The sequence below is a fragment of the Dolichospermum sp. UHCC 0259 genome (assembly GCF_009711935.1).
Taxonomy (GTDB): domain Bacteria; phylum Cyanobacteriota; class Cyanobacteriia; order Cyanobacteriales; family Nostocaceae; genus Dolichospermum.
In genome coordinates, this window is record NZ_VIKX01000192.1 from 1 (window position 1) to 14149 (window position 14149).

The 14149-nt window shown below is 40.9% G+C and carries 12 protein-coding genes; 6 read left to right on the forward strand and 6 right to left on the reverse strand.

Annotated features, from left to right (window positions below; genetic code table 11):
• Positions 1 to 36: 36 nt before the first annotated feature.
• Positions 37 to 858, reverse strand: a complete 822-nt coding sequence (locus FJR05_RS15400; RefSeq protein WP_254446955.1) for a hypothetical protein — start codon at positions 856 to 858, stop codon at positions 37 to 39.
• Between the two features lie 84 nt (positions 859 to 942).
• Positions 943 to 2316, reverse strand: coding sequence for a phosphomethylpyrimidine synthase (thiC, locus tag FJR05_RS15405; RefSeq protein ID WP_168644908.1), 1374 nt, complete (start codon positions 2314 to 2316; stop codon positions 943 to 945).
• Positions 2317 to 2855: 539 nt separating this feature from the next.
• On the opposite strand from thiC, the gene ccsB reads away from it, so the two are divergent.
• Entirely contained in the window at positions 2856 to 3893 is a 1038-nt protein-coding gene (gene ccsB / locus FJR05_RS15410; RefSeq protein ID WP_168644909.1) for a c-type cytochrome biogenesis protein CcsB, read from the forward strand.
• Positions 3894 to 3987: 94 nt separating this feature from the next.
• Positions 3988 to 4557 carry a Tol biopolymer transporter periplasmic protein gene (locus FJR05_RS15415; RefSeq protein WP_254446957.1) on the forward strand — a complete coding sequence of 190 codons (570 nt, stop codon included), beginning with the start codon at positions 3988 to 3990 and terminating at the stop codon, positions 4555 to 4557.
• A gap of 54 nt (positions 4558 to 4611) precedes the next feature.
• On the opposite strand, the gene FJR05_RS15420 is transcribed toward FJR05_RS15415, so the two are convergent.
• Entirely contained in the window at positions 4612 to 5607 is a 996-nt protein-coding gene (locus FJR05_RS15420; protein WP_168644910.1) for a succinate dehydrogenase/fumarate reductase iron-sulfur subunit, read from the reverse strand.
• A 1289-nt stretch (positions 5608 to 6896) separates the two neighbouring features.
• On the opposite strand from FJR05_RS15420, the gene FJR05_RS15425 reads away from it, so the two are divergent.
• Together FJR05_RS15425 and FJR05_RS15430 are read left to right on the forward strand one after the other, a co-directional pair.
• On the forward strand, positions 6897 to 7322 hold the full coding sequence (locus tag FJR05_RS15425) for an AbrB family transcriptional regulator (protein ID WP_168644911.1): 426 nt from the start codon (positions 6897 to 6899) through the stop codon (positions 7320 to 7322).
• 197 nt (positions 7323 to 7519) lie between these two features.
• Complete coding sequence (locus FJR05_RS15430; protein ID WP_174783720.1) at positions 7520 to 8389, forward strand: CPBP family intramembrane glutamic endopeptidase; 870 nt, start codon at positions 7520 to 7522, stop codon at positions 8387 to 8389.
• 51 nt (positions 8390 to 8440) lie between these two features.
• On the opposite strand, the gene FJR05_RS15435 is transcribed toward FJR05_RS15430, so the two are convergent.
• On the reverse strand, positions 8441 to 8824 hold the full coding sequence (locus FJR05_RS15435; protein ID WP_168644912.1) for a hypothetical protein: 384 nt from the start codon (positions 8822 to 8824) through the stop codon (positions 8441 to 8443).
• Between the two features lie 175 nt (positions 8825 to 8999).
• Between FJR05_RS15435 and hslO the strand changes: the two genes are divergently transcribed.
• Both hslO and FJR05_RS15445 read left to right on the forward strand, forming a co-directional pair.
• Positions 9000 to 9905 carry an Hsp33 family molecular chaperone HslO gene (gene hslO / locus FJR05_RS15440; protein WP_168644913.1) on the forward strand — a complete coding sequence of 302 codons (906 nt, stop codon included), beginning with the start codon at positions 9000 to 9002 and terminating at the stop codon, positions 9903 to 9905.
• A gap of 164 nt (positions 9906 to 10069) precedes the next feature.
• A complete protein-coding gene (locus tag FJR05_RS15445) occupies positions 10070 to 12145 on the forward strand; it encodes a chromosome segregation ATPase (RefSeq protein ID WP_168644914.1) in 2076 nt (691 codons plus the stop codon).
• Between the two features lie 179 nt (positions 12146 to 12324).
• Here the strand turns inward: FJR05_RS15445 and proC are convergent, their stop codons facing one another.
• Positions 12325 to 13140, reverse strand: coding sequence for a pyrroline-5-carboxylate reductase (proC, locus tag FJR05_RS15450; RefSeq protein WP_168644939.1), 816 nt, complete (start codon positions 13138 to 13140; stop codon positions 12325 to 12327).
• Positions 13141 to 13198: 58 nt separating this feature from the next.
• Positions 13199 to 13804, reverse strand: coding sequence for a cell division protein SepF (locus tag FJR05_RS15455; protein ID WP_168644915.1), 606 nt, complete (start codon positions 13802 to 13804; stop codon positions 13199 to 13201).
• Between the last annotated feature and the right edge of the window lie 345 nt (positions 13805 to 14149).

The window sequence follows — 14149 nt, forward strand, 5'->3', positions numbered from 1 at the left end:
AGATGCCTAGATATCTCTACCATTTTATCCTCTCTTTTAGAATGAAATAGCCCTGGCATCCAAACTACCAAAACGCCCTTCCAGAAGAGAAGTTATCAAATAAAGTTCTGCTTCTAACTTACCTTCTAACTTGCCTTCCTCTTTTCCTTCTTGCTTCCATTCTTCTATTTGTTGTAAATAAGCTGGTGATAAGTTCATAATTACTTCCTCTTGTTCCTTACTTAAATTATCTCTCAATTCTAAATTCTTGCGCCAGTCCGCTAAAATGAGTAACAAATTCTCTCGAAAAGGGTTATTTCCTGGTAACTCAGTTAACTCCTCAACTGCTCTTTTTTGTGTTCCTCCTTTCCCCAAAACTCTCAACCATAACGTATCCTCATTTTCTGGTAACTGATGAATCACAACTATTGCTGTTTTCAATATATTCGGCAGAAAATAAACACCTTGAACCCAATCTTCTGCAATTTCAACTGCTCCTAATCCGGTAATCATCCGAGATGAAAAGGTTGGTGTTAAAATCCATAAAATCGGTAAATCTGATTCAGCAATATTTCTGTTTTCGCGTTTCGCTTTCCTAACTACATCGCCATGAACAGCATATAATTTAAGTAAACAACTGCGAACTTCGATTTCTGATGGTGGGTTGCGAAAAGGCTCAAATAAACATTGAGTTTTTGCCATCTTCCCTAATAAACCTAAAGGTAGATTCTCTTGAGGTGGAATAGGAGATGGTTCAAACCAAACATCAATTTCTTGAACTTCACTTTTAACCTTTTCGCTTTTTTTAATTGTTCCTAGAGGTGTTAATAATTCCTCTAGATATTCTTTAGCGAATTGATCATGAGATTGTCGAGTCATTTAAGCAAAAATAATATTTTTATATTAATTGAGATTTTAGATCCCCGACTTCTCTAAGAAGTCGGGGATCTTGTGTTTCAGTGTTTAAGCTTGCGCTACAGGTTCTTTGGCCAAAAACTTCTCCAATTCAGTCAAAGCATCAGCATCAACCTTAGTCTGCATTGGACAGAACTTAGGTCCACACATCGAACAAAACTCAGCGGTTTTATAGATATCTGCGGGTAAAGTTTCGTCGTGATATTCCTTCGCTCTTTCTGGGTCTAAAGATAACTCAAATTGACGATTCCAGTCGAAATTATAGCGAGCTTCAGAAAGTTGATCATCTCTATCTCTAGCACCAGGGCGATGTCTAGCAATATCCGCCGCATGAGCAGCGATTTTATACGCAATTAAGCCATTACGCACATCTTCAGCATTAGGTAAACCCAAATGTTCTTTAGGTGTCACATAACACAACATCGCTGTTCCATACCAACCCGCCATAGCTGCGCCAATGGCTGAGGTAATATGGTCGTAACCAGGAGCAATATCTGTAACCAAAGGACCGAGAACATAGAAAGGTGCTTCCGAACACTCTTCCATTTGTTTGCGGACATTGAACTCAATTTGATCCATAGGAACGTGACCAGGACCTTCCACCATGACTTGGACATCATGTTCCCAGGCTTTGCGGGTAAGATTTCCCAGGGTTTTCAGTTCTGCTAACTGGGCTTCATCGGAGGCATCATGGGTACATCCTGGGCGCAGGGAGTCGCCTAAACTGAAAGAAACATCATATCTTTTGAAAATCTCAATGATGTCGTTGAAATGGGTATACAAGGGGTTTTGTTTGTGGTGATGCAACATCCACCGCGCCAAAATTCCGCCACCACGAGAAACAATTCCTGTAATCCGGTTTCTGACTAAAGGTAAATGTTCAATCAAAATTCCCGCGTGGATGGTTTGATAGTCTACCCCTTGCTGGGCGTGCTTTTCGATGATGTGGAGAAAGTCGTCAGCGGTGAGATTTTCGATAGTGCCGTGAACGCTTTCTAAAGCTTGGTAAACTGGAACTGTACCAATGGGAACAGGTGAGGCGTTGATAATTGCGGTGCGAATTTCATCTAAATTACCGCCACCTGTGGATAAATCCATAACGGTATCAGCACCGTATTTTACCGCTAGGTTGAGTTTATCAACTTCTTCTTGCAGGTTGGAAGAGTTGGGAGAAGCGCCGATATTAGCATTTACTTTACATTTAGAAGCGATACCGATCGCCATCGGTTCTAAATTAGTGTGATTAATATTCGCAGGGATAATCATTCGTCCCCGTGCTACTTCGGCGCGGATCAGTTCAGCAGGGAGGTTTTCCCGCTTGGCGACGTATTGCATTTCTTCCGTGATTACACCCTGACGAGCGTAGTGCATTTGCGATACGTTTTTTTGTCCACGTCGCTTGGCTACCCATTCTGTACGCATATTACATTCCTTAAATAAACAGCTTCTCTTTGCTGGTATTACCCCAGGCTAGGTGTCAAAAATGCCGCAAAATTAATACTTTCAGGCTTTATCGTATCAGGGATACTCATAAAATACTTAAAAGGTCTGATTTTGCTAACTTGAGTGTTTGATATCAAGCTTTTAGTTTGCTAAAGCCATAAATACTCAATACTCACTGAATACTCAGCGTTAGTACACCGCTACTATATAATAGCTAATTACTTCCCCTAACCTTGATGTACTATTTATTGTACGCTAGTCAGATATTCAGTCAAGGTCAAGCTACCGGACTTCCTAACCTTGACTAGCTACCAAAAGGCATATCAAAGTTAGGAAAAACGATTTTGCTATAACTTGTTTCTTGCTTGCTGCCTATATTAATACTCTTATACCAAGACCCGTGAAATGCAGGACTTTCTGGTAATGAATCCTGGTATTGAGTCACCTATCGCCAAAACCAGATAGGATCAAAATAATCGGAATTGATATTTTCAAGCATCCACTGGAGAGAAGTGCTTATGAATCTGGTTGTACTCCAGAACTGGCTAGATAATGCCTCTTTTGCTGTCTTATTCTGTACGATGTTAGTTTATTGGGTGGGGGCGGCTTTTCCGACTTTATCGGTGACAGCGGCTTTAGGAACTGCCGGTATGGCGATCGCTAATTTGTGTATGGCGACTCTATTAGGGGCAAGATGGATCGAAGCGGGTTATTTCCCCCTGAGTAATCTCTACGAATCTTTATTTTTCTTGACTTGGGGAATTACTGCTGTCCATTTAATTGCCGAAAATAGCAGTCGTAGCCGTTTGGTAGGAGTTGTCACTGCACCTGTAGCGATGGGAATTGCAGCTTTTGCGACTTTGACTTTACCCTCAAATATGCAAGTCTCAGAGCCTTTAGTTCCTGCTTTAAAGTCAAATTGGTTAATGATGCACGTCAGTGTGATGATGTTGAGTTATTCAGCTTTGATGGTAGGTGCATTGTTAGCGATCGCATTTTTAATTGTGACTCGTGGACAAAATATCCAATTACAAGGTAGTTCCGTTGGTAATGGCGGTTATCGGAGTAATGGTTATAAATTACTGAAAGCTGGTGAGTTAGTTACATCCACACCCGCTGCGGAAACTAATGGCTTTTCTCGCGTTGAAAGTAATAACAATGGAAATGGGACTGCGGTTTTAGATTTAGTCACAACTACCCCCATTCAAACTGCGGAAATCCTCTCACCTCAACGTCTTAATCTAGCTGAAACCCTGGATAATATCAGTTATCGCATCATTGGGTTAGGATTTCCTCTCCTGACAATTGGGATTATCGCCGGTGGGGTTTGGGCTAATGAAGCCTGGGGTTCTTATTGGAGTTGGGACCCCAAGGAAACTTGGGCGTTAATTACTTGGTTAGTTTTTGCAGCTTACCTACATTCTAGAATAACTCGCGGTTGGCAAGGTCGAAAACCTGCAATTTTAGCCGCTGCTGGGTTTGTTGTAGTTTGGATTTGTTATTTGGGTGTAAATCTTCTCGGTAAGGGTTTACATTCTTACGGTTGGTTTTTGTAAGTACATTTTTATTTCTCCCTTTTCTTTTGAGAGGGGGAATTTTTTATTTCACAATCCTATGAATTATAAATTATCGGCGTTGCTGATTAAGGGTATGAATTTTAGTCTCACGCAAAGGCGCAAAGACGCAAAGGTAAGAAGCAACGCCAAATTATCAATTATTTTAATTTTATGCTCAACTCTGTTAACTGGGTGTTTTGGCTACCCGCGCTTACTCAGTTACCCATTTGATTCCGGGGGAAGGAGTTTAAATAGCTTCTCGTCTGAATTAAATCCGCAAATTTCTGGGAGATATATAGTATTTACGAGCGATCGCCGAGGCAGTCAAGATATATATATGTTTGATACAGTGACTCGTAATTTAGTAGACTTACCCGGTTTAAATTCCTTTGATACAATTGCTTCCCATCCTGCGGCTTCTGACAATGGTAAATTTATTGTCTTTGCTGCCAGTCGTCAAGGACGAACACAAATTATTTTTTATGATCGAGATGTGCGTCAATCACGAAATTTAACAAGTGATCTCCCAGGAGAAGTCCGCAATCCCACAATTAGTAGTGATGGTAATAGAATCGCCTTTGAGTACAGTAACAATGGACAATGGGATATTTTAGTGTATGACCGATTTGGACGAAAATTAAATATCCCCCAAGATCCAACTTAATCGAGGAGGTAGGGGCGCAGGGTCTGCGCCCATAACTTATTAACTCACAATCAATTAATCAATTTTCTGTATAGAATTGATGAGCGATCGCACTTCCTGGGTCCCCTCAGAAGGTTCAAAAGCAAGAGGAAATTTACCCCTAACTAGCATTCTCAACCCCAAAGGTGCAAGACTGAGTAAACCTTGCAAATCGCGGAAATAATTACCAACCACTTGCAAACCAAATTGACGTTCATCAATCCAACCACCTTGTTTAACCAAATCCACCAAAACTTTGCGGTGACGAATTGCCCGACTGTCATCAGCTTGCTTATGCTCCAGAATTTCCTGTTTAATTTTCGTAATTTGCTCTAATGGGGCAACTTCCATCGGACAAACCGCATCACAATAAAGACAACGAGTACAACCCCAAACCCCTTGAGTTCCCGTACTATAGGTATCTAATCTTTGTTCTGTATTATGATCACGGGAATCTGCCACCATGCGATATGCCTTAGCCAAAGCATGGGGACCAACAAAATCAGGATTGACTTCTATGGCATTACATTCAGAATAACAAGCCCCACACATAATACAATTACCCGTTTGATCAAGAAGCGATCGCTCTTGAGGCGTTTGCAAGAACTCCCTTTCAGGAACTTGTCTCCCAGCGGTACTCACATAAGGGGCAACTTTCTCCAAATTATTCCAAAAACCATTCATATCCACAACCAAATCTTTAATTACAGGCATATTCCCCAACGGTGCAACTGTAATTTCTGGAGTAGTTTGCGGCTGATTTGCAGATGATGATATTTTCTCCAGTCTAGCCAATTCACTCCCCACATTCTCCTTACAAGCCAAAGCAGAACGCCCATTAATCCGCACAGCACAACTACCACAAATTGTATTGCGGCAATTTTTGCGAAATGCTAAAGTTCCATCTTGTTCCCACTTAATCTGATTCAGACAATCCAGGATAGTATTCCCTGGTTCTACCTCCAAAACATAAGACTTGCAAACAGGGTGAGAATTTTCTTCTTGTCGAGTAATCTTAAAAATAACTTCCATTATGATCAATCCAAATCTTGGGTTTAAATCTTCTCTCTTACCTTATCTACCTCAAAAATCATGAAACTAGGGAAGGATGAAGTATGAAGCGTAAAGTATAAAAATAGATTTTCTCTTACGCTTGAGTTGACAGCAGCCTTCACCCTTGATCCTTTACACTTAATACTTCTTTCGTCAAGCCCCAGTTATCAAAATTCTACATCCTTAAATATATATAAGTGTTAAAGCCAGTGAACATCTCAGAAGAGTGGCTATCAAATATCCCATAGATATGGTAAATTTATTATTCCCCTAGACAGACGTAGATCATCTGATTCCTGCGGAGCGCTTCGCTATCACAGCTTTGAATCTGATAATGATTAACAGCAGGGATTTTTCGCCCCGATTTTTGTTTATAGTCCCAGATAGCTCCTGTAGTGAAGCCATAGAAACTCTACAATTTAACTGCCTCACTCACCGAAAGCACGTCTAAATTAGATTAACTTTTATAAAAGTTCTGGCATCATCCTTACGACAGTATCAAGTTTGAGGAAAATCTCTCCTGGATTTTAGCTGCTCAACGTCAGAGATATAGATCAAAATTTAGTTGTCAAATGAATTTTAAATTTAAAATAAATTTAAAAAATATTTTGCTATTATTATTTCATGCTAGTATTTAATAGAAAATTACGAACCAACAAAATCAGAATAGCCGCATAAGCACGGCTAACACTTCTTTGGTTTCTTCGTAATGTAGAGACTAGAAAATTTATGTCTCTACTGGCAAAATAAAAGGGTGTATGTCCGTCAGACCACATACAAATCATAATGCTGTCTTTAGTCCCATAACTCAAAGGCAAGAGAGAGCAGCACTGAATGTGAAAAACCTGTAATTTATTGGCTCTACGCGGCAGTTCCTCTATTTTGGGAAACCCCAAAGCCGGGCTGCTTGATCTTTTTTGGAGTAGAACTAACCTGACTTGTAAAGGTGGCTTGAAGTTACACCGTTACAACAGTGACCAAAGAGAAAATAATTTAATTTCCGATGGCCAATGATGGTTAAAAACGCCGTAAAATTACTGAAATAAATGTCTGTGGCAACTATGACTTATAAACCTATTATAGACAACTATAATAGAGTCTTCTGTTGCTGCCATATCAGCAGGAATTCACCCATCACCCTCATGTTTTGTTGATTTCTGAAGTCCAGTTGCGCTGATTGCTCAATACTAGACACACAAAAAAACTCGGAAATGGCTAAGTCCATGCTACGCTATCAATTTGAAGAGATTAAGGAAAATTAGAGCATAATGACTGAAACTGCAACTGCCCCATTAACTGGAAAAACATTGCTGGCGAAAGTTAAAGAACTTTCTACTTTGCCACGTCGGGAAAGAGCAAAGCAATGTGGTTATTACACCGTTACTAAAAATAGCCAAGTTCGGGTTAATTTAACAGACTTTTATGATGCTTTATTGTCAGCTAGAGGCATTCCCCTCAGCCCAGAAGCACCAAAAGATGGACGTGGCCGCGAACCGACATACCGGGTCAGTGTTCATCAAAATGGTCAAATTGTGATTGGTGCAACCTACACCAAAGCAATGAACCTAGAACCAGGTGACGAATTTGAAATTAGACTCGGTTACAAACATATTCACTTGATTCAACTTGGTGAAAGTGATAAAAAATTGATCCAGTCTGATGATGATGCTGATGAATCAGACGCAGAAGAATAAATTTTTTCACCTATCAGGGATAAGTTTAAGGTAAATTCTGATAAATTTATCCCTAAAACTGCCGCTAATTAGTAGTTGTAGTTAAATAATTGCAGTGGGATCAGACATAAAAAACGTTTTGACCTCTTCCATGAGTCACAAATTCTAGTAGAGTCTTGATTATTCATCAAGAAATCTGTTGTTGCAGGAAGTTAGTCATGTTTTTTATGTCTATTCCACTGTCATTTTTAGAGTCATCAGTCCATACTTTGCTGGAGTTTCTTAAAGATACACCAGTGTTTTTGGTCGTGGCTTTTTTTATTGTTTGGATAGGTTGCTGGTTGCCATTGGTAGCAATTTTAGCCATTACCTTGAAGTGGCAAATACACAAATCTTTACAACCAGAGCAGAAAATTCCTTTATTAGTATCTCTTTATTTATTAGTGCCGCTAATTCTCTGGGGATTTCAAGAGTTGAATTTGGGTTCTTTCCCTGATTATGGATTAGTGGGGAAAGTTTCTATTTTCGGTTCTTTACTACTGGGTTTTAGCTTGGGTGTTTTCAGTCTAGCTATCGTATTTTTTGGGCAAATTTGCGCCGGTTGGTGCTATTTAGAAAAATCTCAGATCAAGTTAATTCCATCTAGTTTATTGACAATTTCCCTCGTGGCTTTGTTTGTGGGGGGAATAGAAGAACTTGTATTTCGGGGCTTTTTATTGACTAAGTTAGAACAAAATTATTCAATTTGGTTAGCAGCAATTATTTCTAGCTTGGTTTTTGCTGTGTTGCATTTGGTATGGGAACAAAAAGAAACTCTTCCTCAACTGCCGGGATTATGGCTAATGGGTATGGTTTTAGTATTAGCCAGATTGGCTGATGGTAATAGTTTAGGGATTGCTTGGGGACTTCATGCTGGTTGGGTATGGGCGATCGCTACCATAGATACAGCAGGATTAATTACCTATACAGATAAAGTTTCTGTATGGGTAACAGGTATCAATAAAAAACCCCTGGCGGGGTTAACAGGAATTATGTGTGTTTTGGCGACAGGATGTGTGCTTTTATGGGTATCTGGAATTGTTAATTAGTATTTTTTCGCGCAAAGTCGCAAAGGAGTAAAGGCGCAAAGAATGGAAAAATTACCTGGTTGTGGTTAAGAATTGACGTAAGCTGACTAAACTCAGAGTTTGTCCTAAGTTTAGGGGTAACATGGATATGCCTTCTAAGCGAGATTGTACCCAACCTTCTCCCCAGTACCATTCGTGAAAGCCATCAATGCCTCCACTGAGTAGTAAGCGCAAACAATTTGGTTTAACTACCTCTACTCGATGATGAATGGAAACAGGACCTGTGTGAGTAGTAAATTCAAATCCTGGTGGTAATTCTGTAGGCATTTCCGGGGGGAAATTTTGCCCCAATAGCCATTTTTTTAGTTGTGCAGGATGCAAAATACTGTCATGAATGGCATCGGCTGATGCTGTAACTTCGATACGGATTTGGCTTTGTTGAAATGTACCTAGCATAGTAATTGGTAATTGGTGATTGGTAATTGGTCAATTGTCAGTTGTCAGTTGTCAGTTGTCAGTTGTTCGTAGAAAAAATTTTCTCCCCTGCCCCCCTGCTCCCCTGCCTCTTACCTCCTGACTCGAAACAACCTAAAATAGAAAAGTCATCTTGTAAAGAATTGTAAGGTTTTTCATGGCAGATCAATTAATTCGTGCGACTGCGGCGGATGGTGGGATTAAAGCAGTGGGTGTGATTACCACTCGGTTAACGGAAGAAGCTCGACAACGGCATAAACTATCCTATGTGGCAACAGCCGCGCTGGGGAGAACTATGGCTGCCGGTTTGCTGATGGCTGCCAGTATGAAACGGTCAGGTTCTAGGGTGAATGTTCGCGTTAAGGGCGATGGTCCTTTAGGTGGTGTATTGGCAGATGCGGGTTTAGATGGCACAGTTAGGGGCTATGTAGGTAATCCATCTGTGGAGTTGCCACCTAATCATAAAGGTAAACTAGATGTTGGCGGGGCAGTAGGTACTGGCTTTCTGTATGTAGTCCGCGATCTTGGTCATGGTTATCCTTACTCTAGTACGGTAGAACTTGTTTCTGGGGAAATAGGTGATGATGTTACTCACTACTTGGCAAGTTCTGAACAAACTCCTTCAGCTTTAGTTTTGGGTGTATTTGTGGGAGAACAGGGTGTAACAGCGGCGGGAGGAATATTGATCCAGGTGTTACCCAAAGCTGCTAGGGATGAGGATCTAGTGGCGACATTAGAATCACGGGTTGAGGCTTTATCTGGGTTTACACCATTACTGCAAACAGGTAAAACATTGACAGAAATTTTTAACGATTTGTTAGGAGATATGGGATTGAACATATTTCCCGAAAGTCAGATGTTACGCTTTCATTGTGGTTGCTCTTTTGATCGGGTGCTAGGGGCGCTAAAAATCTTAGGAGAAGCGGAACTAGAAGACATGATTATGAAAGATGATGGTGCAGAAGCAACTTGTGACTTTTGCGGTAATATCTATCAAGCAAGTAGTGATGATTTAACCCGGTTAATTGGAGATTTACAAAGAGAATCTTTAATTTCTGGTTAATGTCACTAGTTACACTCAAACCCAAAAAACAGTAATGTTATGGATGGGGTGGTGAATGCTAGGGATGGGTTTTTCTAGATGGGAAAGTGAGGATAGCAAACATAAAATTATCTATATTGATCTATCTACTTTCATATCGCTATTCAATTAGTGTGGTGTGAGCAATGACAGAGCGGGATATTCCAGATAATTGGTCTTCAGACCAAACAGGAGAACCAATTGGGGTTCAGCCTAACTACATACAAAATAATCAAACTGCTGATACCGCTGCTATTGGTTCTCATTCTCAGTCCATGAAGCAAAGAAAAAAACAAGATGGCGATGGTTTGGCTATAAATGATAATTCAGAACCTACTTTTAATCTCAATGTTTTAATTGAGAAGATGCCGCGCTGGACTAAAAATTGGGTAGTTTGGGCAGTAGTATTAACTTTAATTCCTGGAAGCATGGGTTTTCTAGCTTTATCCATGTTATTTAAGTTACCTACTGCTCCAAATTGCCCGCAAATTTTCTGGCCTTTGGCTAGTGCATCAGTGCGGTTACACTGCGCTCAGTTGGCGGCTTCTAAGCAAACTATTAATGATTTGCTCCAAGCAATTACTTTGGTTAAACAGTTACCAGAAAATCATCCTTTGCGGGGCGAAATTAATCGTCTTTTGGAGGAATGGTCACGGGATGTTCTCAGGTTGGCGGATGAGAGTTTCCAGGCGGGGAATTTGGAGGAGGCGATCGCTACAGCCCGACAAATTCCTACTGATGTCCAGGTTAGTGAACTAGTGGAAGAGCAAATTCAAAAGTGGCAGACGATTTGGTCTAAGGCGGAAGGAATTTACCAAGAAGCCGAAAAAGAACTGCGCCAACGAAATTGGCAATCAGCTTTTATGCTCACAGCTAGATTGCTACGGGTCAATAATAAATATTGGGCAAGCACTAAATATGATCAATTAAATAACATTATTGTTACGGCGCGGGAAGATGGGGATAAACTTTACAAAGCAGAAAATTTAGCAAAAAACCGTAATGTCGAGAGTTTGCTCAAAGCTATTAGACTAGCTGAGGCGATTAAACCAGATAGTTATCTGTATCAAAAAGCTCAAGAATTAATAACTGGGTTTGCTCGCAAAATGCTCAAATTGGCACAAGGGAGAATGAAGGATCGAGATGCTGATACAGCATTGGAAATTGCCCGACAAATTCCCCCTATTCCTGAATTGCAAGCTGAAGTTGATGATTTTATGGTTTTGGGTGAAGCCCAACGAAGTGCTTTTATTGGGACTGCGGCTGGGTTAGAAACCGCTATTTCTCAAGCTCAACAAATAGATGCTTCCAGGGATATTTATAATGAGGCACAACAATTAATTGCTCGTTGGCAATTAGAAATTCAAGATGTTTCTCGGTTAGAAAAAGCTCGGAATCTGGCCAGTCAAGGAACTGTTAATGATTTAACAGCAGCGATTTCGGAAGTACAATTAATTCCTGGCAATAATCCCCGCGCTACTGAAGCCCGTCAAGAAATTGGGCGTTGGCGTGGCCAGGTGGAGACGATTGAAGATAGACCATATTTGGATCGAGCGGAGCAAATAGCTATCAACGAGGATGTTAGTTCATTACAAACAGCGATCGCTGAACTTAATCAAATTCGTTCTGGACGAGCATTATATCCCGAAGCCAGAAAAAAGATTCGGCTATGGACAGCCCAAATTGAGCGCATTCAAGATCAACCGTACTTAGATCAAGCCAAAGCATTAGCCGACACTGGTAATTTGACAACGGCTATTAGTGAAGCTCAAAAAATCGCCTCTTCAGGACGTGCTTTATCTAGTGAAGCTCAATCATCTATAGATACTTGGCAAGACCAAATTCGTGCTAAAGACAGTTGGCAAAAAGCCAAGCAAGTTGCAGTTACCGGCACACCAGAAGCTTTGGTTCAAGCTATTCAATTGGCAAATCGGGTATCTAGTCGTAACACTTTACGTTTAGATGTGAATATTGCCATTGACCAATGGAGTCAAGAATTGTTGCAAATGGCACGTTCTCAAAGTGAGGTTGATGTTGCCAAAGCCATTGATACAGCTAAATTAATTCCTCGTGGTAGTGGTGCTTATACTGATGCTCAAGAACAAATTAGAACTTGGCGACAATTTATGATTCCCAAATCAGCGCCCAGTCCGTCTGTAGAATCTATACCGGAGGAAACACCAGCAGTTGAAGAAATTCAGCCTTTAGCAAGCCCTAATTAGGGTTGGCAGGGGGCAAGGCGCAGGGGAAAAGGATTTAAGCCCTATTTGCTTTTGTAATATACTCAAAACGGTTGGGACATAGACTTTTTTCAGAGGGAACAGGGAACGGGCAACAGGGAACAGGAAAAACATGAGTTTTTCCTGTTCCCTGTTCCCTCTGAACTATTACCTATTACCTATTACCCCTTCCCCAGTTCCTGAGCGCGTTCTTTCGAGGCTTTAACGGCTTCGATAACGGCGGAACGAAAACCGGCTTTTTCTAAGGCTCTGACACCGGCAATGGTTGTACCACCGGGACTGGTAACTTGATCTTTAAGTTCGGCGGGGTGGATTTTGGTTTCTTGTACCAGTTTTGCTGTTCCTAAGACTGTTTGTACAGCTAGTTGTTTAGCGATCGCTCTTGGTAAACCCACAGCCACACCCCCATCAGCTAAAGCTTCAATCATCAATGCCACATAAGCAGGGCCACTACCAGATAATCCTGTCACCGCATCCATCAGACTTTCCGGTACTTCCACAACTTCCCCCACAGCGGTAAAAATCTGCTGTGCTGTTTGTTGGTGATGGGGATGAGTGTATGCACCTAGAGAAATTGCCGTTATCCCTGCACCCACTGTGGCGGGAGTATTGGGCATAGCGCGAATTATGGGAACTTGAGAAAAAGCTGCTTCTAATTGTTTTAATGTCACCCCCGCCAGGATAGAAATAATCAAGGGTGAATGTTCTGTAGGGAGGATATCTGCTAATTCTTGGGCTACAGCCGTAAATATCTGGGGTTTGATTGCCAACATCACCGCTGTTTTTGCTGCCCCTAACACTAGGCTATTGTCCGTTGTTACCACCACCCCATATTTCTGTTCTAAATAGCTGCGGCGTTCAGCTTGGGGTTCACTAACAATGATTTCTGAGCCTTGATAAATACCACTTGCAATAAGGCGGGATAATAGAGCTTCTCCCATTACCCCACCGCCAATTAAGCCAAATTTTATATTCATTTTCATTAGTCACTAGTTAGTGGTCAATTAATTATCAGAACTAATGACTAATTTACCCCTATTGTGCCATCCGAGTGGGTTCATTTCCCCAAGTAGGAGTGGCTGCTGGTGTAGCTGCGGGACGAGCGGGACGGGCTTGGCTAATAGGTACTTCATGTATCAACCCGCCTTGAGTGCTAACTTGCACGCAACTGGGGGTAAACAGGAAGATACTTTCACCAATTCGTTCTTGATGTCCGTCTAAAGCATAAGTACCACCGGCAACAAAATCAACTGCTCGTTGAGCTTGATCGGGGTCCATAATCGTCAAGTTTAATACTACTGATTTGCGTTCGCGCAATGCTTGAATCGCTTGAGGCATTTCTTCAAATGTGCGAGGTTCGAGAACTAGAACTTCAGAGATTCCATTAATTGCGCCTGGCATACCAATAACATTACTCATAGGTTTGGATACTGTTGCAGCTACTTCTTCTGTACTGGTAGGTGGATTTTCCCGCCAACGCCGATTTGCAGGAGTGGTTTCCTGTGGTGCTGGTTGAGGATTTTCTTGTTGATAGATATTCTGATAATTATTGGCTGTTTCTGCTTCTTCTTCGTAGTATTCGTATTCTACCTGCTCATTCAAACCAACAAAGTCCCTGAGTTTGGAAAATATATTACTCATGTTGTACGCTCCCGGATTAAAATTCCCCTAATTTTCCTGGCTATAAGTTACATTAAAGTTCCTTCTAGGCAGTAGTCGTAACTATAGTAGATGTTTGACGTAGCAATTGTACTACTGATTTTACTCTTTAGTACAAATTCCCAATTATCAACAGATATTGATGTTAACGCCTGCACATTAACGAATCTGTAACAATGAGTTAAAATTGTAGCCTAACGATTATTAAAAATAAAGGGGGTATGACCACCTTTGCAATTAAGAATTACTTATGAGAGTATTATATTTTTTGACAATTATCAATACTTGGGACTATAAATTCGCAAACGATTGTTAATCATGCTGTCT

Coding starts and splice junctions, on each gene's coding strand:
- FJR05_RS15425 (WP_168644911.1), top strand. CDS start 6,897: ATGACTGAAACTGCAACTGCCCCATTAACTGGAAAAACATTGCTGGCG.
- FJR05_RS15435 (WP_168644912.1), bottom strand. CDS start 8,824: ATGCTAGGTACATTTCAACAAAGCCAAATCCGTATCGAAGTTACAGCA.
- FJR05_RS15415 (WP_254446957.1), top strand. CDS start 3,988: ATGAATTTTAGTCTCACGCAAAGGCGCAAAGACGCAAAGGTAAGAAGC.
- ccsB (WP_168644909.1), top strand. CDS start 2,856: ATGAATCTGGTTGTACTCCAGAACTGGCTAGATAATGCCTCTTTTGCT.
- FJR05_RS15400 (WP_254446955.1), bottom strand. CDS start 858: ATGACTCGACAATCTCATGATCAATTCGCTAAAGAATATCTAGAGGAA.
- FJR05_RS15420 (WP_168644910.1), bottom strand. CDS start 5,607: ATGGAAGTTATTTTTAAGATTACTCGACAAGAAGAAAATTCTCACCCT.
- proC (WP_168644939.1), bottom strand. CDS start 13,140: ATGAATATAAAATTTGGCTTAATTGGCGGTGGGGTAATGGGAGAAGCT.
- FJR05_RS15455 (WP_168644915.1), bottom strand. CDS start 13,804: ATGAGTAATATATTTTCCAAACTCAGGGACTTTGTTGGTTTGAATGAG.
- hslO (WP_168644913.1), top strand. CDS start 9,000: ATGGCAGATCAATTAATTCGTGCGACTGCGGCGGATGGTGGGATTAAA.
- FJR05_RS15445 (WP_168644914.1), top strand. CDS start 10,070: ATGACAGAGCGGGATATTCCAGATAATTGGTCTTCAGACCAAACAGGA.
- thiC (WP_168644908.1), bottom strand. CDS start 2,316: ATGCGTACAGAATGGGTAGCCAAGCGACGTGGACAAAAAAACGTATCG.
- FJR05_RS15430 (WP_174783720.1), top strand. CDS start 7,520: ATGTTTTTTATGTCTATTCCACTGTCATTTTTAGAGTCATCAGTCCAT.